Origin of the sequence: Paraburkholderia sp. JHI2823 (assembly GCF_038900695.1) — a bacterium.
Lineage (GTDB): Bacteria > Pseudomonadota > Gammaproteobacteria > Burkholderiales > Burkholderiaceae > Paraburkholderia > Paraburkholderia mimosarum.
Window position 1 is genome coordinate 17,357 of the sequence record NZ_JAYMRY010000056.1, and the last position, 18,972, is coordinate 36,328.

The 18,972-nt window shown below is 56.4% G+C and carries 13 protein-coding genes and 8 pseudogenes; 4 read left to right on the forward strand and 17 right to left on the reverse strand.

Translation table 11 applies throughout. The features are described from left to right. Positions 1–19: 19 nt before the first annotated feature. The 9 genes and pseudogenes from VSR34_RS34340 to VSR34_RS34380 all read right to left on the reverse strand — a co-directional run. On the reverse strand, positions 20–787 hold the full coding sequence (locus VSR34_RS34340) for an ATP-binding cassette domain-containing protein (RefSeq protein ID WP_342964760.1): 768 nt from the start codon (positions 785–787) through the stop codon (positions 20–22). A 184-nt stretch (positions 788–971) separates the two neighbouring features. Next, the gene (locus VSR34_RS34345; protein ID WP_342964761.1) at positions 972–2,219 is read right to left on the reverse strand and encodes a Zn-dependent hydrolase; all 1,248 of its coding nucleotides are present in this window, start codon (positions 2,217–2,219) and stop codon (positions 972–974) included. A gap of 87 nt (positions 2,220–2,306) precedes the next feature. Continuing rightward, the gene (locus VSR34_RS34350) at positions 2,307–3,086 is read right to left on the reverse strand and encodes a transporter substrate-binding domain-containing protein (RefSeq protein WP_342964762.1); all 780 of its coding nucleotides are present in this window, start codon (positions 3,084–3,086) and stop codon (positions 2,307–2,309) included. A 76-nt stretch (positions 3,087–3,162) separates the two neighbouring features. Next, positions 3,163–4,506, reverse strand: a complete 1,344-nt coding sequence (locus tag VSR34_RS34355) for an aspartate aminotransferase family protein (protein ID WP_342964763.1) — start codon at positions 4,504–4,506, stop codon at positions 3,163–3,165. Beyond that, the gene (locus VSR34_RS34360; RefSeq protein ID WP_342964764.1) at positions 4,503–5,411 is read right to left on the reverse strand and encodes an arginine deiminase family protein; all 909 of its coding nucleotides are present in this window, start codon (positions 5,409–5,411) and stop codon (positions 4,503–4,505) included. The genes VSR34_RS34355 and VSR34_RS34360 overlap by 4 nt, the downstream gene beginning before the upstream one ends. A gap of 274 nt (positions 5,412–5,685) precedes the next feature. Then, positions 5,686–7,265: pseudogene (locus tag VSR34_RS34365) on the reverse strand (IS66 family transposase). Between the two features lie 31 nt (positions 7,266–7,296). Continuing rightward, a complete protein-coding gene (gene tnpB, locus VSR34_RS34370; protein WP_342964765.1) occupies positions 7,297–7,482 on the reverse strand; it encodes an IS66 family insertion sequence element accessory protein TnpB in 186 nt (61 codons plus the stop codon). Positions 7,483–7,486: 4 nt separating this feature from the next. Then, the gene (locus tag VSR34_RS34375) at positions 7,487–9,571 is read right to left on the reverse strand and encodes a recombinase family protein (RefSeq protein ID WP_342964772.1); all 2,085 of its coding nucleotides are present in this window, start codon (positions 9,569–9,571) and stop codon (positions 7,487–7,489) included. A 69-nt stretch (positions 9,572–9,640) separates the two neighbouring features. Further along, positions 9,641–10,233 (reverse strand): annotated as a pseudogene (locus VSR34_RS34380) (IS3 family transposase); the annotation flags it as partial. Positions 10,234–10,372: 139 nt separating this feature from the next. On the opposite strand from VSR34_RS34380, the gene VSR34_RS34385 reads away from it, so the two are divergent. Beyond that, complete coding sequence (locus VSR34_RS34385) at positions 10,373–10,798, forward strand: group II intron maturase-specific domain-containing protein (protein ID WP_342964766.1); 426 nt, start codon at positions 10,373–10,375, stop codon at positions 10,796–10,798. A 226-nt stretch (positions 10,799–11,024) separates the two neighbouring features. Here VSR34_RS34385 and VSR34_RS34390 read toward each other — a convergent pair. From VSR34_RS34390 to VSR34_RS34410, 5 genes and pseudogenes are all read right to left on the reverse strand, one after another. Further along, a pseudogene (locus VSR34_RS34390) lies at positions 11,025–11,213 on the reverse strand (IS5/IS1182 family transposase); the annotation flags it as partial. Between the two features lie 605 nt (positions 11,214–11,818). Beyond that, positions 11,819–12,367, reverse strand: coding sequence for an N-acetyltransferase (locus VSR34_RS34395; protein WP_342964767.1), 549 nt, complete (start codon positions 12,365–12,367; stop codon positions 11,819–11,821). A gap of 326 nt (positions 12,368–12,693) precedes the next feature. Next, on the reverse strand, positions 12,694–13,803 hold the full coding sequence (blsG, locus tag VSR34_RS34400) for an arginine 2,3-aminomutase (RefSeq protein ID WP_342964768.1): 1,110 nt from the start codon (positions 13,801–13,803) through the stop codon (positions 12,694–12,696). A 409-nt stretch (positions 13,804–14,212) separates the two neighbouring features. Beyond that, complete coding sequence (locus VSR34_RS34405; RefSeq protein ID WP_342964769.1) at positions 14,213–15,850, reverse strand: pyridoxal-phosphate dependent enzyme; 1,638 nt, start codon at positions 15,848–15,850, stop codon at positions 14,213–14,215. 59 nt (positions 15,851–15,909) lie between these two features. Then, positions 15,910–16,082 (reverse strand): annotated as a pseudogene (locus VSR34_RS34410) (IS5/IS1182 family transposase); the annotation flags it as partial. Positions 16,083–16,201: 119 nt separating this feature from the next. Between VSR34_RS34410 and VSR34_RS34415 the strand changes: the two are divergent. Then, positions 16,202–16,297, forward strand: a pseudogene (locus VSR34_RS34415) (IS5/IS1182 family transposase); the annotation flags it as partial. A gap of 40 nt (positions 16,298–16,337) precedes the next feature. On the opposite strand, the pseudogene VSR34_RS34420 reads toward VSR34_RS34415, so the two are convergent. Beyond that, positions 16,338–16,484, reverse strand: a pseudogene (locus tag VSR34_RS34420) (IS5/IS1182 family transposase); the annotation flags it as partial. A 555-nt stretch (positions 16,485–17,039) separates the two neighbouring features. Between VSR34_RS34420 and VSR34_RS34425 the strand changes: the two are divergent. Next, complete coding sequence (locus tag VSR34_RS34425) at positions 17,040–17,315, forward strand: hypothetical protein (protein WP_342964770.1); 276 nt, start codon at positions 17,040–17,042, stop codon at positions 17,313–17,315. Positions 17,316–17,709: 394 nt separating this feature from the next. Here VSR34_RS34425 and VSR34_RS34430 read toward each other — a convergent pair whose 3' ends face one another. Then, positions 17,710–17,988: a hypothetical protein gene (locus VSR34_RS34430; protein WP_342964773.1), complete on the reverse strand. Its 279-nt coding sequence runs from the start codon at positions 17,986–17,988 to the stop codon at positions 17,710–17,712. A gap of 58 nt (positions 17,989–18,046) precedes the next feature. Between VSR34_RS34430 and VSR34_RS34435 the strand changes: the two are divergent. Continuing rightward, positions 18,047–18,157: pseudogene (locus tag VSR34_RS34435) on the forward strand (IS110 family transposase); the annotation flags it as partial. Positions 18,158–18,805: 648 nt separating this feature from the next. Here VSR34_RS34435 and VSR34_RS34440 read toward each other — a convergent pair. Beyond that, positions 18,806–18,972: pseudogene (locus tag VSR34_RS34440) on the reverse strand (IS110 family transposase); the annotation flags it as partial.

Sequence of the window (18,972 nt, forward strand, 5' to 3'; positions counted from 1 at the left end):
CCTTGTGATCGACGTAGGTTCATTTGAGACTACCCGAGAGGAAACGCTGGAGTCGCGGACTCTGGGGGCGAACGAAGATCTCTTCGGGAGCGCCCTCCTCTTCTACTCGACCCTGATCAAGGAACATGACACGGCTTGACACCGATCTGGCGAATTCCATTTCGTGTGTCACCAGGACCATCGTTCTCCCGTCTTCCGCTAGTCCTTGCATGACCCTGAGGACCCCGCCAACGAGTTCGGGATCGAGCGCCGATGTCGGTTCATCAAAGAGGAGGACGTCTGGTTCGATCGCAAGGGCCCGCGCGATTGCAACCCGTTGTTGCTGCCCCCCGGACAAATGCGATGGATACGCGTCGCAATGGGTCCGGGGCATGCCGACTTTCTCGAGATAGCGGAGCGCGCGGTCGCGCGCTTCCGAACGGCTGACCTTTGCGACACGATGTGGTGCCTCCGTCACGTTTTCCAGCACCGTCATATGCGCCCAGAGGTTGAAATGCTGAAAGACCATTCCGAGTCGAGCTCTCAATCGTTGCAGCTGCCTTTTGTCTCTGACGATGAGATCACCGTGGGTGTTGCAAACAGTTTGGATCTCCTCGTCGTGCAGCTTGATCGTGCCGCCACTAGGGCACTCCAGGAAATTGATGCAACGGAGGAAAGTGCTTTTGCCAGACCCAGAGGAGCCGATCAGGCTGATCACGTCTCCTGCGCGCGCCTCCATAGAGACACCTTTGAGTACGGAATGCTCGCCAAAATTCTTCGTGATGTCTCGTATGCTTAGTGTGTTCATAAAATGCTCATCCTGTGTCTCTGCAGGAAGTCTGCGTCCAGGCAGGCAGTGCTTCGCCTCAGCATCCCCGCCTGTTGAGCGATGGATACTGACGCGGCCCTGCATTTCGCAGATCATAAGGTTCTCACTATGGCCCATCTCCTGCTGCAGCGGCGCAAGCGGAGTGTGCCAGCATCGCCGGCGACTATGCGTCGCCTATTCCCGCTGCTTCGATAATCATCTGGAGCAAGACGTTGGCCCCTGCCTCCAGGTCCTTTGGAGACGCGTTCTCGATTTCGTTATGACTGATCCCGCCCTCGCAGGGAACGAAGATCATCGCGGCAGGTGCTACGCTGGCCAGATAAACCGCATCGTGTCCGGCGCCACTAAGCAGATCCATCGAGGGATAACCAAGATCTGCGCTTTTCCGCCTGACCGAATCCACAAGGAAGCTGTCAAAGGGCTGAGGAGCGAAATGAACGACCTGTTCGACTTCGACGGGCAATTCACATTCCGAGCATAGCTTTCGGAACTGCGTGTCCAGCAAGTCAAGGAGCTCCGCAGAATCGGCACGAAGGTCAACAGTCATTGCCACCTGGCCTGGAATGACGTTCCTCGAGTTCGGGAACACAGACATACAGCCGACGGTTCCCCGCGCGTTCGTGGAAGACCCGGTTGCGATCTGATAGACCCCTTTGACGAGGTCAGCCGCGACAAGCAATGCATCCCGACGCAGATTCATTGGAGTCGGACCGGCGTGAGCTTCCTGTCCTTGAACTTTGACGTTGTACCATCGCTGACCCAGCGCTCCGGTGACGACACCGACCGTACAGGCCGCCGTTTCGAGAACCGGACCCTGCTCGATATGCGCCTCGAAATATGCTTTTGGGGAGTACGACGGATCAACGCAACCTTGATAGCCAATAGACTTCAGTGCATCCTCGACCGATATCTGGTCCGAGTCTTCGCGAGAAAGTGCGTACTCGAGTGAAAAGGCCCCGCTTGCCACACCGGATCCCATCATGACTGGAACAAATCGGGATCCCTCTTCATTCGTCCATACGACGACTTCCACTGGCGCAATGGTTCTTAGTCCGTGGTCGTTAAGTGTTCGCAGCACTTCAAGACCTGCAAGAACGCCATAATTTCCGTCGAACTTCCCGCCAGTCGGTTGCGTGTCGATGTGACTTCCCGTCATTACGGAGGGCAGATCGTGGTTCGTCCCTGGACGGCGCGCTACGATATTTCCTATTTTGTCGACGCGCACGGTACATCCCAGTTCGGTTGCCCAATGGACAATTAGATCCCGTGCTTCCTTGTCCAGTTGTGTCAGCGCGAGTCGACAAACTCCGCCCTTCTCCGTTGCACCGATCTTCGCAAGGTCCATGAGACTGCGCCAAAGTCGGCGGCCGTCAATTCTCAGATCATTCAGCGCCTGGATACTGTCGCTCACGTTGCACCTCTATCGCTATACATTTTCAATGCCTTCTGGTGATTCCAGCTCTATTCAGCAGACAGAATCCTGTCTCAGTACAGATCGTTAATTCGAGATGTCAAAGTCAACGTACTTATGAGTGATGGTGGTGTACGTACCATCGGACCTGATCTTTTGCAGCGCGCCATTGATGGACTGCCTAAGACTGGGGTCATCCTTACGAAGGCCCATGGCGGTATAGTCAGCGACACCATTCACCACGATAGGTCCACCAGCAAACTTGAACCCACGACCCCGCTCAGTCTTGAGAAAGCCCACGCCGGCCTGGATCTGTTCCACCAGAACGCCATCCAAACGGCCATTGACGAGGTCTGCGAGCGCCTGGTCCTGGTTGGCATACGGGACGACCGTCACCCCAGAATTGGCCCACTGCGCCTTTGCGATGGTCTCCTCTACGGAGCCCTGCAAGACACCGACGCTCTTGCCCCGCAGGCTCTCAGCCGTGGGTTGCAACGTACTCGCCTTGGACACCAGCAACCGGCTATGCGCGCTGTACAGCTTGTCGCTAAAGTCGATTTCCTTTTTTCGCTGATCTGTTGCCATCATCCCCGAGAGAATGACGTCGATTTTCCTCGCTTTCAGGCTGGGAATGAGACCGTCGAAATCTCCTTCGACCCATTCACATTTCGCGTGCAATTGGGCACAAACCGCGTTCCCCAGATCAATATCGATACCGACGAGCTTACCGTCAGGCGACTTGGATTCGAAGGGAGGATAGTCGGGAGATGTGCCGAACCGAATTGTCGAGATATCCTTGGAGAACGAAAGCGACGGCAGGACAATGAAAGTAATGACGACAGCCAGCAAAACGTGAAGCTTTTTCATGATGTTCACCGATTTGGTTGAATTCAGTCAGGGGCTGATGCGCGTGATTTCCGGTTTCGCGGGTCGTGTCCAGACCTCACCTTCCTAGCTCGGAAAGAGCCTCACGGGACGACCTTGCAAATTTTTCGACGATCTCAGCAAGTTCGTCATCCGTAGCAATATAGGGCGGCGCAAGGATGACCGTGTCACCCAATACTCCGTCGACATTGCCGCCAGACGGGTAGCAGATTAGTCCGTTCGCGAGCGACCTTTGCCTGATCTTGAGATAGAGTTGCTTTTCGGCGGCGAACGGTGTCTTGCGCTCTAGGTCTTCCACAAATTCAACGCCCCAGAAAAAGCCGCGGCCGCGGATATCGCCGACAGCTCCGATGCCCGCCAACTCTGCCCTGAGCATTTCGCCGAACCGCTGCCCGGCGGTCTGTACGCGTTCCATCAGACGATCCCGCTTGATAATCTTCTGGACAGCGACGCCAGCAGCGCACGCGGCCGTATGGCCAGTGAAGGTGTGCCCCGTCATCGGGCCGCCGTACGCGCCGTTGATCACTTCTGCCACCTTCTTCGTATAGACGGTCGCCCCCAGTGGAATATAGCCTCCACCCAGTCCCTTCGCGATCGGCATGATGTCGGGGACCACGTCATCGAATTCCAGCGCTCGCCACGTTCCGCATCGGCCGGAGCCACACATCACCTCGTCTGCGATCATCAGCACCCCGTGACGGTCGCAAACTTCCCTGACGGCCTTGGCATAACCCTTCGGCGCAGGAACAACGCCACCTGCAGCGCCGACCACGGGCTCGAATACAAACGCGGCGACATTGTCGGCGCCAATGCGCAAGATCTCCTGTTCCAGTTCGTCGGCGCAGGCCCTGCCCAGTTCATCCGCAGGCACGTCATTGAGGGGCCGGTACTCGTTGGCCGGACTGATCAACGACGCGGGAATGAGAGCGCCCTCGAAGGGTGCCCTGCGTTCGAGAAAGCCGGATATGGAAAGGGCGCCAAGCGTGTTCCCATGCCATGACCGCTGGCGTGAGATAAAGCGTCGACGGCTAGAGTTGCCAAGCGCGCTGTGATACTGCAAGGCGAGCTTCAATGCCGACTCGACCGCCTCCGACCCTCCGGATACAAAGACCATCGACGTAAAGTCCGGTCCACACGCCTCCCGGACAAGATCGGAAAGCTCTTCCAGAGGGTCGCTGGTAAACAGATACCGGTAGCCATGGGCGATCTGTCTCAGTTGCGCAGCGACGGCCTCGTTGACCTCTTCGTTCCCGTGCCCAAGACTGTAGACTGCCGGTCCGGACGAGCCGTCGATATATTGCTTCCCGGTGGTGTCGAAGACATATACGCCTCGGCCGTACTGCACTTTCGGCAACTTTGGCGCGGCAATCGTCGTACCGCCCTTAAATTCGACTTTGCTCATTTCGCCCCCCCGACAAGTTTCCGGCGAAGCGGCATGGTCAGGCAATGCGCGGCGCCGCCCTCGATGACGAATTGCTCTAGCTCAGGGTCGAACACGTGAAAACCTTGTGCCCGCAAGGCAGCATTGATCCGAGGATTTTGTTTTGAGGAAAGCACCCGATCGTCGCCAAGAGCGACGGCATTGGCACCCATGCTCATCACCTCGCGGTAGCCGACCTCGATCAGCTCATACCGTTCTCGCAGCCACGCGACGTCGTCGGGTTCGAGAATATCTGTGGCGCACAGTGCTACCTTGTCGTTGACAACACTGAACAGAACGTCGAGGTGCAGAAAGTACGCAGGAACCTTGATAAAACGAGTTTGCCAGCCCGCTTCCGCAAACCACGCTGCAACCTGTTGGGCACCGGCGTACGTTGTTCGTACCTCGTTCACGCCGATGAGTACCTGACCCGGCGACAGGATCTGCACATCTCCACCTTCGAGACTTCCAGCGGTCACCCTTTTCCACACTGGAATATCAGACGAGGCACAGAAATCGACGATCGGCCCCCACTCTGCCCGTCGCTCCGGTCTAGCCATCTGGCACAGAAGCACGCCAAAGGGCGTCATCACGCTGCTGTCTCGCGTGTATGTCTGATAGAACAAGTGCGGGTCCTGCTCAAGAAGATGGCAGGTGACACCAGCTTCGGTGAGGGCAGCGCGCAACTCCCGATGCTGGCTCATCGCGGCGGCAACATCTGCGGTCTTCCCTGCGTCCAGCGCGCCAATAACCATCGTATTTGAGCGTGCCCAATCGTAGTACATTGCATCGCATAGGAGCACGTCCGTGAGACGGCCATACTCGCTATCGAGGAATGCGTGCGCGTGAACGCTTTCTGCCACTGTTCCCGACGAGATTCGGTTCATAACAAGTTCGTCCATTGTTTCGTTAAGCCAACATTTGCCCCGACCCGCGGGTTACGGCTTCGCCTGACGACACCGCAGTCGAAAATCGATCTATGCGAATCATTATAATGATTTCGGGTTAAGCGCAGCGGTAGTATTTTCCCTACCCCACCCATGAACGACACCTCCGTTTGCCAGCGGGAGACTGTGTTCGGTACTTCGTAAGCGATCCATTATCGCCGTCCCTCTGAGTAGTGGGCAGGCGCGTTGATTCGTGGAGTGGGTATGCTGCGAATCAGTTCCGGGGGGACGGCATCCGCCAAGGCACGAGCGCCTCGTAGTCGTCGGCGGTCTTTGCCAGAGGCAGGCGCTCGAACAGCCAGGTCAGGTAACGATATCGATCGACACCATTGGCCTTGCATGTTTCAATGAGACTAAAGAGATTTGCGCTGGCGTGTGCGCCGGCAACCGTATCTGCGAACAGGAAGCCCTTGCGCGCAACGACAAACGGGCGAATGGAATTTTCACAGAAATTGTTCGATGCCGGCCAGTCGCCGTTCTCGAGGTAACGCACAAGCTTCGGCCACTGCTCACGTAGATAGGTCAGTGCCCTGCCGAGCAGGCTCTGGGACAGCACTCCCAGAGACTGCTCGATCATGAGATCCTTGATGACCTGGAATACGCGGGCGCTATAGCGTTGCCGCAGGCGCTGACGCCGCCTTGCATTCCACGTTTTACTGCGTGCCTCGGCGGCAAACAACTTCCCAAACAGTTTGATGAAGCGTGTTGCGAGCAGATCTGGCGTCCGTGCTGCCTTGGGACATTTTCCTCTGCCTTGACGAAGTAACGTCTCGCGTGAACGAGGCAACCAAGGTGCACGAGCTTGTACCGCTCGGCGATACCGTTATAGGCCTCGTAGCCATCGGTCATCAGCGCAGCGCCTTCCTGCACGCCGGCGAACAGCTTGTCGGCCAGCTTTGCCCCACGACCCGGCGTATAGGCATAGCAACAGATCGGGATTCCCGTGCCTGTCATCTGACACCACAGGTAACTCTTCGTCTGTGGCTTGCGCCCTTTCTCCTTGAGCACCTGGAAGGTCGTCTCGTCGGTGAGGATCACTGCTGCCTCAAGCAGCGCGTCGCGCATCAGGTTGATCACGGGCTGCGTTGCGAGGCCGACCTTGACCATGCTGGCAGCGATCGTGTTCGAGGAGATATCGCCTCCGAAGCGGCGAAGCAGACCAGCCTGGCGATACAACGGCATGCCGAACTGGAATTTTCCCGCCGCGATCCAGGCAAGCGCTGATTCGGTCAGTAGTCCTCGTGGGATGATGCGCGACGGCGCCGGCGTGACCTTGATGCCCAGATCACAGCACGGGCAGGCATACTTGACGCGCTGGTTCTGGATCACGCGCAACTGCTCGGGAATCACGTCGAGTTGTTCGCTGATTTCCACGCCGAACTCGACCAGCGCATGGCCGTCGTTGCTGCAGAAACGCTCGGCTTCCGGAAGCTCGTGCCGCCGGATCTCGCGAGGCAGACTGGGGTCAAGCGGCTTGCGGTGGCCGCGCTTTTTGCGTGTATGCGCACCGACCTTCGTTTCGGGCGTATCTTCCTGGGCGGGTGCCGCATTCGCGCCAAGCGCCTCAGCTTCGTTGAAGAGCCCGAACTGTTCCGAATCCCGTGCTTCGCTCTTTGCGCCAAACAGCTCACGCCGGTAGGCACGCAGCCGTTCCTCGGCCAGGTCGCGCTCCGCGCTCACCAGACGCAACATGCTGCGGGTTTCCTCGTGCTCTCGCTCAAGGGTGGCATATGCCTCGCGCATCGCGAGTAACGCATTGAGCTCGTCGGCGGAGATCGTGATCTGAGCGGGCATGCCGGATTAGCCCATGCATGCCCGCCCATGTTCAGCTCACGCGCAAATATTCCTCCCGTGGATGTCGGCGGATCGCGGTGATGTCATCTCCATCGAGCAGCGCGTGCAGCGACGCCGACGTCAATGCCACGACTTCGGTCTTCCTGTCGGGCCAGATAAAACGGCTTGCTTCAAGGCGCTTCGTCATCAGCCAGAAGCATGCTTCATGATGCACCATTTGGCTATGTGGTTGATAAATCTAGAGATGCCTGTAGAGGTGACGGTACCGTGGGGGATTTTCTGTTGCCCGAACGGACATTTTCCGCAAAGCGTGCAACCGCCTCGCTCTCGAGATCCGTCCTGTTCAGGATCCAGGGGCCGCACGCAATCGGCCGCTCGGCCTTGACTTCTCCCCGCTCAATAGCGAGCCGCAATGTCCGATTGGTGATACCCAGGCGGGCTGCGGCCTGAGAGAGGTTCATCCATCCCTCAGACTCGCGTCGCTGAGGGTTATAGCACGGGATATCATGGTGGTGTCTGAGGGAGGTGATCAGCGACCGCGACCAGAAATTCCCGTGCACAGTCCGCATACCCTCGCGATTGAAGACGCCGGCAATCATGTTGTCATTGCAGATTCGCGCCAGAATCCGTACAGCTTCGACCGTCTCCCTGTTGTTCTGAAGCGAGTGCTGCCCTTTGCGGCGTCGTGGCAAACGTAGTGACGTATGCACGCCTCCCTTCCAGTGGATGACGAGCACAACCTCGCTTGTATCAGCGTCCACGTCAACGACGATTTCCTGAATCAGTGCTCGCACGATCCGCTTCTTAACGCCTTCATCGGCGGCAGGATCGTTCCATACCGCTTCCAGATCGGCGGCGAGGGACTCGAATTCCTGCACTGACGCGGATACCGGTCCCGAACTGTCTGCCGTTTCCTCGGCAATTCTCAGTTCGATGGCTTGCACTTCCTGTAAAGCACGATTCCACCGCCGTTCGAGTTCGTCAGCAACCAGCCGGTTTAATGGATCGGCCGAGTCATATTGCAGTTGAGCGCGCCGTACCTGGTATTGAGCCGCCTCCAGATCCCGTCTCAGCGCAGCGACGACCTCCTGGTTCTGCGCAGTTTGTTGTTCGTAGGCTGACACGGCGGCGGCTATGCCAGCAGGTCGCACAACACGCAGGATCTGCGCGGCAACAGGGCCGTCAACAGAAGCGCCGCTGAATGCGATGCAACGAGCCTCACGGGTATCCATTGATGGCACGGTACAGGCGTAGCGTACGAACTCACCTTTTTCTCCTTTATAGAACACTCGCAGCATACGGCCGCACCGGCGACACCGCAACATTCCAGTTAGTAATGCCGCCCCCTTTCGGGACGCCCCCGAAGACCCTGCGCCGCTGCCCAGTACGTTACTCGAGATCATGAGCTGGATTCGCTCGAAGTCCGCCCAACTGACATATCCCTCGTGCGAATCGGGAATCAGGGAAACCCGCTCGGGCCGTGACCGACGACGGCTTCTTTGTCGGGAAACACCGTCCTCGTAGCAGGTCACACTCGCTTTTCTGCCATAGACGTACGCGCCCGCGTACATCGGATGGGTCAGTACACGATGAATCCATGCGTATGACGCACGTCTCCAGTGAATCTCACCTCGTAATGTTCTGGAAGGTATCGAAAGTCCGTGCTCTATGAACCATAGCGATGTCTGACGAGCGCTTCCCAATTCCATGAATTTGCTGAACACGAGTGCGATCGCATCCTGGATACGCCGGTCTGGATCCTTATCCAGCACTTGTTCACCACCCTTGATGAATCCAACCGGGCAGTGTGATATGAGTTCTCCGCGTTTAGCTTTTTGCACGCGCGCCTCGCTAGCCCGGTGGCGAAGCAGATCAATCTCGTACTCATTCAGGGTACCTTTGAGACCAAGAAGCAGTTGATCATTACTCTGGCGAGGCGCGTACATCATCTCCTGGTCGACCAGTAACGTATCGACAATCCTGCATACCTCCACGAGTTGCTGCCAGTCGCTGCTGTTGCGCGCAAACCGCGACACTTCCCGCGCACATACCGCGCCGACTTTTCCAAGACATACTTCGGACATCATACGTTCAAATCCACTACGCGTTACCCCGCCCGCCGCAGACCGCCCCAAGTCTTCATCGATAATCTCGATATTCTGCCAGCCTAACTGACGAAGATGCGCTTCCATCGCATATTGCAGCCTCTGGCTCTCCAGATTATTGGCCACCTGCCAGGCCGAGGACTGACGCACGCACAGGATCGCCTTGCGACCCAGATGTTGCGGCATGATTTTCTCACTCATTGCTCGCCTCCCCGCAAAGCGCGTCCGGGTCCCGACGGCCGTTGACGACGAGAACCAGCAGATTTGCCAGTAACGTCGCTTGTGCCGAGCCCTGATGCCATTCTCGCGCATGAGCCGCTCAACCCGCTCCTTGCTGGCCGGAAAGCCGCGTGCGCGAATTTCCTCGGTCATCCGTGGCGAACCATAGGCGCCCTTGACCTCGGCGTGGATGGACTGGATCAGGGCGAGCAACTGGGCCTCTGTGAGGCGCTGGCGCCCGGGCGTGCCGCCGCGCTTCCACGCCCGATAGCCATTCAGACTGACCGACAGGACCCCGCACAGCGCCGACAGCGGGTAGTGCCGGCGATGCGAATCAATCCAGGCGTACTTCACAGGAGGTCCTTCGCGAAGAACGCCGCCGCTTTTTTTGCGATTTCAAGTTCCATCTGCAGACGCTTGTTCTCAGCCCGCAGGCGTGAGAGCTCCATCTGCTCCGGCGTGACGGCCTTTGTCCCCGGGCCATTGAGCGTGCCTGCTTCATCGGACTTGACCCAGTTGCGCAGCGACTGGTGTGAAATCCCCAGTTCACGAGCAACATCTCGCGCGCTTTGCCCGTCCTTCACTCGCTGTACCGCGAGCGTCCTGAACTCAGCGGTGTACGCCTGCTTCGGTATTTTGAACATCGATTCTTTCCTTCCTTCGGGTCGAGTTTACACATGACCTACTGGAAGGCGAAATTTCGGGGGAAGCTCAGTAAGCCGGCGCCTTCGGGAAGAATTTGCCAAACTACTGGTCGAGGTTAATGAAGAGAAGAGTCGCACCGTGGATCTGGACCGCGCGGAAAGCTTCGGCTTCCTGGGGTTTGACTTCCGACGCCTGCGCAGTATCGGGCGACAGGTGTGGCGAGCGCACTATACGCCCAAGTTGAAGAAACGCACGGCGTTATTGCGCAAGCTCAAGGAGGTGTTCCGGCGATACCAGTCGCAGCCGGTGGATCGGGTAGTGCAACTGATCAACCCGGTGCTGCGCGGCTGGGTGAATTACTTCGCTGTTGGACACTCCAGCGAGTGCTTCAGCTTCATCAAGGACTGGGTGGAAAAGAAGATTCGACGCCACATGGGTCGATCCCGGAATCGTCGGGGCCTCGGCTGGAAGACGTGGAGTAGGCACTGGCTATATGGCGAACTGAAGCTGTTCAACGGCTATCGGGTTCGCCGTGCTACCACCCCGAAAGCGTCCCCGGCATGATAGGTCCCATAAATCTTGACGTGAAGCGGCCAGGAAAGCGTAGTGCGGGAAAACCGCATGCTGCGTTTGACGTGGCGGGAGCTGGAAACGTGGCCATGGCAACCGGATTGAGGCCCAACGCGAAAGCGAGGGAGAAGCCACCGGGGGCCTACCGTGCGCGCGCCAGTTCTCGACCCTACCTGCGAGGGCCTGCGGGTGCGATTCCCGTGGGCTACTCACCTAACTGCTGCATGAAGTGAATCTGCAGCATCGTCGCAACCGGAAACGGCGGCCTTCCAGCCTTACCTTTCCGATAGTGCGGTTCGATCAGCGCAATCAATCTCGACCATGGCACAACGCGCCTCATCTCGTCGAGAAATTCCCGCTTACGCGTGCGTTTCGTTGAAAGATCCAAGCCAAGACCGAGCTGTGTCATCGAGGAACTCCTTTGGTTCGCGCTCTTCCAGGATAGGACAACCAGACTTCAACGCCAGGACTTTTGCAGACCTTCCTTAGATCTGCCGCGTTCACGGACCTCTGGTACAGAGACTCTGCGTAAAAATAGACCATGCATTAAATCTCAACTTCAGCGAATGGGGCGACGCGTTCCCCGACAACCGCCTCGTCGGTGCTGCCACGCTGATCGGCCACGGCACGGCGCCTACCGTGTCGTCATTGAGGGTGAGAGCTTCCGCAAGCCGAAACCGATGCCTGAAAACGGCGAAAACGCAGTTGCAAAATCAGGCAAAAAAGCGCATTCTTGGGCCCCTTCGAAATCGCGTTTCGGGACCATTCCAGGTGGCCTCATTACGCCGATCATCCCCGGCTCGATTACGCCGATCCCTGACACCTGTCCGAATGAGCGGCGCCACCTCTGACTGCAATCGGGTCCGCCAGAGGTCCGTTGTATGAAGCCGGGATTCCTCCAATTTGCGGCCCGCTTCAGGATTTTGTGCTGATCTTTTTCGTTCGTGTCCGATGTCGCCGCGTGGCTTGGAATACGTTTTCTTCGGAACGTCGTTGGTCATTGCTTGACTATACTTACGACGTGGACATATCAACCCGCTTGGCGAGCAGATAGTCCAACTGTTGCTCATGTCCAACTTGGAAGAAATGTTCGCCGACCTTGACAAACCGGTTCTTCACATAAAACCGTTGTGCGCGTTCGTTGGACTCAGATACACCCAGCCAGATGAAGTCTCTTCCCATGGACCGCGCATGCCCTATCGACGCATCCATCAGGGCAGGTCCAACTCCAGCACCGTGATAGTCCGCTTGCACATAGATACGGCGAAGCTCAATCGGGCTAGCGCCGGGCACACAATGGGGCACGTCCTCGTCGCAGAGAAGCGAGAAGCCGGCAATCTGACCGGCACACTCCGCAACCAACAGCGTATGCGTCGAAGCCTTCATGTGTTCAATAAAGTGTTCGGGCTGAAGGTTTTTTCTTGTAAACGCGGACAACGCTTCTTCTGTCGTATCAAGTGGACATGAAAGCGGAACGGTTGCGATCGCGACTTTGCTGAGGGAATCCGCGTCTTCGAGCACCGCTGAACGGACTACGAGTGCGTCTTGTACGTTGGGCACCATGGGCTGCACCAAAGGAAGTTGTCAGATATTTTACGAATGCTTGTTGAATCCTGAAACGCCGCTCATACGCGCGTGGGCGAAGCGTACCGCGCAGCTGTATGGTTTCCCGCGGCACCGGTGGCGGCACTCCAGTGATTTCGTATCAACCACGGCAAGTTTCGTAACACCACGCGATGCATGTCGGCCGCATTTCAGTCTCGGTCGAGCATATCGGCAAAATCCGTGGCTGTATTAGCCGACATGCCCATGCGGTGCAGTTCGCGGCTTCGGTACTGCGAGCAGCGAGGAATGGAAGCTGCACCGTAAGCCACGCCTGTATGCACCAGTTAAAGGTTTTGGATGACCTCTGTCTGCCCGAGATAATTTCGGATCTCACAGCCATCGTCCAATCGCCGGATGTAGCTGCGGCCGACGGGTATTTTTCCAAGATCCGTAGTAATGATGTAGTCAGGTACCGCGAAGCCGGTCGTATGTCCGAACAGCCCGTCAATTATTTCGATCCCCTTATCGAGAGGGGTCATAAAGTGTGACACGCCCGTGACGTTGTCGCAGTGGTAAAGGTAGTATGGTCTGACGCGGATGCGCAGCAGCCCGGTAACGAGCGCCCGCATGATTTCGACGCTATCATTTACACCTTTTAATAACACTGATTGATTTTGGACCGGTATTCCGTGGCGCAACAGTCGATCGCATGCAGCAGAAGCCTCTTTGGTAATCTCCTTTGGATGATTGAAATGCGTCTGAAACCAGATGGGCTGATACTTATCCAACATCCGGCACAACTCCTCTGTGATTCGCATCGGCAAAACCACAGGACACCGGCTTCCAATACGAATTATCTCAATGTGAGGGATCATCCTAAGCCGCGAGACGATCTCTTCCAGCTTCCGATCGTTATATGAGAGAGGATCGCCTCCCGTCAACAGTACATCGCGAATTTCAGCATGCGAAGCAAGATAATCAAAGTCCGGCTCCATCGATACACCCTCACTCTCCCCAAAGTAGGTGCCCGCAACGTCCGTCGTATGGTATTTTCTCGTGCAATGCCGACAATACACGGGGCACATCGACGTGACGAGGAATACGACGCGATCGGGATATTTGTGGATAACTCGATTCGTCTTGCGATACGATGCATCGGAGACCGGATCGATATCGGCGCCCGGATATGTCAGCATTTCCGCGGCGGATGGGACCGATTGAAGACGCACAGGACATTTCGCATCCTCTGGATCCATGAGAGAGGCATAGTATGGCGTGATACGCCAAAGATACTTGCCTCTAACGGATTCGATCGCATCCCGCTCAGCATGCGTGACGTGAATCCACCCCGCGAGTTGTTCCAGCGTGGTCACCGAATTCTTCATCTGCCAGTGCCAATTCGACCAGTCTGCCTGCACAGCGTTGCCCAGCAATTCATTTTTTGACGCTTCCATACATCCCCCAATAAATTGGCACTACCACTCAATAAGTCCACACCCGGACCTATGCGACAAGCGTTGATTCTGCATCGTGAAATTACCACGACGCTTCACTTCTTTCAGTACCATCGGCGTTTTGCAGCAGAAAATATCAGTATATGAAACCACAAAGAAAAGATTAGGATAGAATGCAGCGGTAGAACTTGATGGAGCGCAAAGCAAGTTCACTTGAAAAAACCGCCAACAGGCTTGTACCTTCCCATCGGCATCGCCACGACGACCATAGAAAACCGAGAATAACCTGATACACGGATAAACTACTTCGATACCAACGAGTAGAACTGCACGGTGAAACTTTTCCGAACAGAGGCGATCATTGTCTCTCTTGACCGTGGCATTTCAGTTGATGGCAGATTGTTACGTTCTATGGGTTTCCAGAGTTTATTTCACATTCAAGTATATCCTGCATTCCATGCGGACCACAGTAACTATCACCTGTTTCAAAAAAGTTCGTTCGGTTATAGAGTTGCCTTGCCTTACTATTTCGTGTGTTAACACCAAGCATGATTCGATTGACTCTTGGTCTATTTGACTTAACCCATTTTTTGGCCAGATGAAGTGCCGCCTTACCGTACCCTTTCCCTTGACTTGATCGAGCTATCCGAAGGCTGTGAAAAGTAATAGCATCTGACGGCGCCCATTCGGGAAGTGCGTTTTTTTCACGAAGCACGAAAAACCCAACGATTTCTTTCCCGATCGCAACTGAGAAAGGGTGTTCCAGATGTTGATTCGAGCTATTTCGCAGTTCAGAAAATACTACGAACAAAGGATCCACGAACTGCGCCTGATCACGGTCCAATTCTAGATGGCCAACAAGTTCAATATCGGAATGGGACAAGGCAATCAGCGTTGGACTGAGGTCGCATTTCGAAGATTCTCCCGTCTCTGTTCGTTGTTTCGGACTAGGTTCGACCAGACGTTGAGTCAAAGGCTCCATCCGCGTTTCGATCAAACTTGTCGATACCGGAGCGAGAAGGCTGGAAAGGACCTGCTCGAGGGTCCGCCTTCCCCATGTATAGGACGACCAGCCCTTCAAACTTTCCGTCGGCGTCTCTACGGGAACGGGTTCTCGACGGACTGCATCAGGCCACCCAGCAAATGACTGGAGCCAGGCGTCGTCGTAAACTGTTTCAGCGTAACGGTGACCCTCGTCTGGAAAGATGGCAACAACCTTTTTGCTCGGATGCTTACTTGACCACCAGTTGGCTACTCTGTAGGCGGCACCGCCGGCGGGCCCCATAAATAGCCCTCGATTCGTATGCAGTTGGCGAGTTGAGTGAAACGCCTCAACGGGAGTCAGCCAATGAATTTCATCGAATTCTCCGTGATCGACGTTGGAGGGAACAATCTCTCCTCCTAGACCGGCGAATCTTACGAGCTTTCCACGAGGCTGGCCAAACAACACCGAATTTGGTGTATCAACACCGATGGCGTGCAGTTCGGGGAACGAGGCTCTGAGAACGCGCGTCGTCCCGCACATGGATCCTCCTGATCCGACCGTGCCGACCAAGCAATCAATTTTCCCCAACCTTTCAATGAGTATCTCGGCGAATTTACTGTAAGCTAGAAGATTATCCTGGTTTGAATATTGGGAAGGCCAAAAGCTGCCGGGCATTTCCTTTAGATGCTTGGCGAGCCGGTTCAAGCAGGCCTGCTGAAGGCCGCCAGGGCGCGCGGGTTTATCGACAATATCCAGGCGTACGCCAAGTTGGACCAAGCGCCTCCGAAGATGCCGATCTAATGTCCAATCGCTAACCAAAACAAGTTTATAACCGTGCCGCGCAGCTAGCATGGCTAATGCGAGACCAAAACTGCCGGAAGACGACTCACAAATGGTGCCCCCGGATCTAAGAAAACCCTTCTCCACGGCGCGCTCAAGCATAAACCGCGCTGGTAGCAGCTTCATAAGAAAAAAGCTCGCTCCATATAGGTCTCTACTCAACTCGACTATTCGGGGATTTTCGAATTCCTCAAGCTCGCGCATCAAGGTCCGGCTAAACATCTCTTACTCCTCAGCTAAGATTCAGTCGATCGGACGCGACAGGGCGTTCGAAAGTGCCAATCGCGCTTTCCGGAGTTGTTCATCGTCGGGAAGATCGGAGCCGGACTCAAGGTCGCATTGACCACCGAACCGCTCTTGAGCATCAAGCCTTTCGCCGCCAGGATCGCGTTGACCAGTGCGAGCATTTGCACAGCTAACCCGAGGACCTAGGCAGGTGCCGGGACCGTAGAATCGGCTCTCATCGGGAAAATGTGCCATCTCGTCGTCAAGCCCTGCGACGTCATCAAACAGCGGCACGCTATCTAGCGCTTCTTCCATCGTCGGAACTCCAAGTCATCAAGTTGCGAGAACAAGGGCTTCTTGCTGTTGTGGCGCCGCTGGATCGTCGAGCGCAGCTTCGGCTGGCTCTACCGCGTCAGCCGACTGGCGAGAGACAACGAGCGATTGCCTGAAACGACTCTGTCGCCCGCCCTTGATCTCGGCCGCCCTCGTACATTCCGGCAAACAACCGATCCGTCTTCGCCAGTGCTTCGTTTCGCCGTCGTACGGATCGAACGCAACGGATGCGACTGGGAACGAAATCGTCGAGCTTGCGCATGAAAAAGCTCTCGGTGAATGTGTCGGCGCCGCGCACGATCTCCTAATGGTGGAGTGGGGTCTCCCATCAACGCTTCAGCGGCCTTCCGCGATGACTTTACCGCGGTACTCAGCAGCCTGCTAGAGCACTTTCTGTGCCAATTGGGTGATACTGTCGGAAACGCGAGCTACACCGCACTATTGAATGTGACGTAGCAAGTATTCGATGTGATGTTCGCTACAAACCGCCCACATTTGTCATACATGCTGCAAACAGCGCTGAGACGCTTGACGGTAACCATTGGTGTTCACTTGAGCTTCCTATATGAACGCGTCGCGATTGCAACAGCTTTCGTGAATTCAGACTGACAGGATGGGCTGCAGCTCTCTATCCGGCCTTCATGCAGCCGGTACTGCCGCTGCGGCCCCTATGAATTCCGCTGACTCGCACCTCATTCTGCTGACGAGCTCAAGGCTCTTCTACGAGTTCAGGTTTTGCGAGTCCCGGTCCGACCTCGCTTGAAAATCATCTAGCGGACCTCCCACCGCCGCCCGCTAGGGCGGCGGGTTAAAGTGACTGCGCGAGAACCGCTTTAACCAGAAGGAGGTGATCATGAACTATAGCGGCATTGACCTGCACTCGAACAACAGCGTGGTCACCGTGACTGACGAAACTGATCTGGTTCTGGCCGAGAAGCGTCTGCCGAACGAGTGGCCGAAGATTCTCGCTTTCCTTGCTCCGTGGCGAGCAGAGCTGGCAGGCGTCGTGGTCGAGTCGACGTTTTATGGGCGCCACGGAATTATGCACGGTTTGTCGAAGGTTCCACGGCGTGCCACCCTGCTCCTCCGGACGCCTGTTAGCGCCTCACCATCGATCGACTTTCCATAACAGATACTGCTCTTCTTAGACGGCTTCACGGCCGTCACTCAGGAGAGCGATCATGATCAGGCAAGTCGTGTCTGAAGTCGTCGCGTGCAATCATGCACGGTACGGCGCACTCGAACCCGTCGTTGGGGCTTTCGAGGAATACCTGGTCCGACGCGGATATGCGGGAATTACTGTAGGGAACTACCTGCAATGCGCGTCGCACTTCGGGCGCTGGCTGACTTCGCAGCGCATCGCGCTCGATCACATCGACGAGACGGTACTGCATCGCTTTCTTACAGTGCACCTTCCGGTGTGCCACTGCTGCAAGCCAAGTCCACGCACCCTCGCTAACCTTCGCCGCGCGCTCCGTAATCTGCTTCGCATGCTGCGCGCGGAGGGCATCATTCCGCCGAGATCAGCACCGGTTTCCAGGTTCGTACACGATGAGCTTCAGCTCTTTGACGCGCATCTTCAGGAGGTACAGGGTCTGGCTCCCGCATCGCGCCTTTACCGTCTGCGCTACGTGCGTGAATTCCTCGTCGCCCGGTTTGGTTGGGAGCCAATTGCGCTTGAGCGCATTAAGCCCGATGACATCTGCCGATTCGTGACTGATCGCGCCGGAGGCTGTCAACCTCGGACTGCCGGAATCATTGGCGACTGTCTGCGAAGTTATTTGCGTTTCCGTCGAATACACGGGGAGCGTCCTGACGCATTGGTTCTCGCAACGAACATCAGGCACCGGTCCCAATCGCCGCGCGCGACGAATCGCAATCGTTGCGGTCGCACGACGTCTGGTGATTGCGCTATGGCGATACCTGAAGGACGGAGTGATTCCAGAAGGAGCACGGTTGAAAGCGGCATAAGATACCGAAGTTCAGTACCGCGAATGATGAGTAGGTGATGCGGAAGGAAGCGAATACAGTCTGAAGTGAACATGCCCGTCAAAGTTCCAGGTTGCTGAATGCAACCGATTCGTTAGATGGGGCATGTTCCCGAAGTTCAATACGGCGTAACGCGCATGCAGGATGAGGCTGGAGTCACACCAGCGGATAGAAGGTGGTGAGACGTCAAGTCTCACGAGCGCTAGAACCGGCTTCAGACCATCGCGGCTAACTGGCAATACAAACCGTTCATTCTGTGATGCAGCGGAAGGACTTACACGTCGGTCGAGAGGTTAGCTCGATAAGGGCTTGACTTGGTGACTTTTCGCCATGTTCCTCCTGCGCCTTGCCAGTGATAACGAGGTGATGCTGCAGCCAGTGGAATTTATCCGTTCGAAGCCGAATCGTTGCGCTCGTGAGACCCGTGTCCCACCACCTTCTATCCGCCGGCGCGTGGCCGGCCTCATCCTGCATGCGCGTTACGCCGGAATCATTTACCGGGAACATGCCCCATCTCAAAATCGGTTGTGTCAGCAACCTGGCTATGGTGCGGGCATCTCCACTTCAGACCGTGCCTTCTACAACATACCACTGACGAAACTGAATCTCTCTCCTGCTAAGCCTGAGGGCTTAAATAGACTTCAGCTCCGCGCCTTCGGGAATGACGCCGTCTTTCAGATAACGCCATAGCGCAATCGCGAGGCGCCGCGCGACTGCGACGATCGCGATGCGCCGTGCGCGACGGTTTGGTCCCGTGCCCTGCGTGCGCTCGTTGAACCAGCGCGTGAGGGCGCTGT

Excerpts from the sequence above, each read along its gene's own strand:
- VSR34_RS34355 (WP_342964763.1), bottom strand. The coding sequence starts at position 4,506 with ATGAGCAAAGTCGAATTTAAGGGCGGTACGACGATTGCCGCGCCAAAG.
- VSR34_RS34360 (WP_342964764.1), bottom strand. The coding sequence starts at position 5,411 with ATGAACCGAATCTCGTCGGGAACAGTGGCAGAAAGCGTTCACGCGCAC.
- VSR34_RS34395 (WP_342964767.1), bottom strand. The coding sequence starts at position 12,367 with ATGGTGCCCAACGTACAAGACGCACTCGTAGTCCGTTCAGCGGTGCTC.
- VSR34_RS34375 (WP_342964772.1), bottom strand. The coding sequence starts at position 9,571 with ATGAGTGAGAAAATCATGCCGCAACATCTGGGTCGCAAGGCGATCCTG.
- VSR34_RS34425 (WP_342964770.1), top strand. The coding sequence starts at position 17,040 with ATGAACTATAGCGGCATTGACCTGCACTCGAACAACAGCGTGGTCACC.
- VSR34_RS34405 (WP_342964769.1), bottom strand. The coding sequence starts at position 15,850 with ATGTTTAGCCGGACCTTGATGCGCGAGCTTGAGGAATTCGAAAATCCC.
- VSR34_RS34350 (WP_342964762.1), bottom strand. The coding sequence starts at position 3,086 with ATGAAAAAGCTTCACGTTTTGCTGGCTGTCGTCATTACTTTCATTGTC.
- blsG (WP_342964768.1), bottom strand. The coding sequence starts at position 13,803 with ATGGAAGCGTCAAAAAATGAATTGCTGGGCAACGCTGTGCAGGCAGAC.
- VSR34_RS34340 (WP_342964760.1), bottom strand. The coding sequence starts at position 787 with ATGAACACACTAAGCATACGAGACATCACGAAGAATTTTGGCGAGCAT.
- tnpB (WP_342964765.1), bottom strand. The coding sequence starts at position 7,482 with ATGGTGCATCATGAAGCATGCTTCTGGCTGATGACGAAGCGCCTTGAA.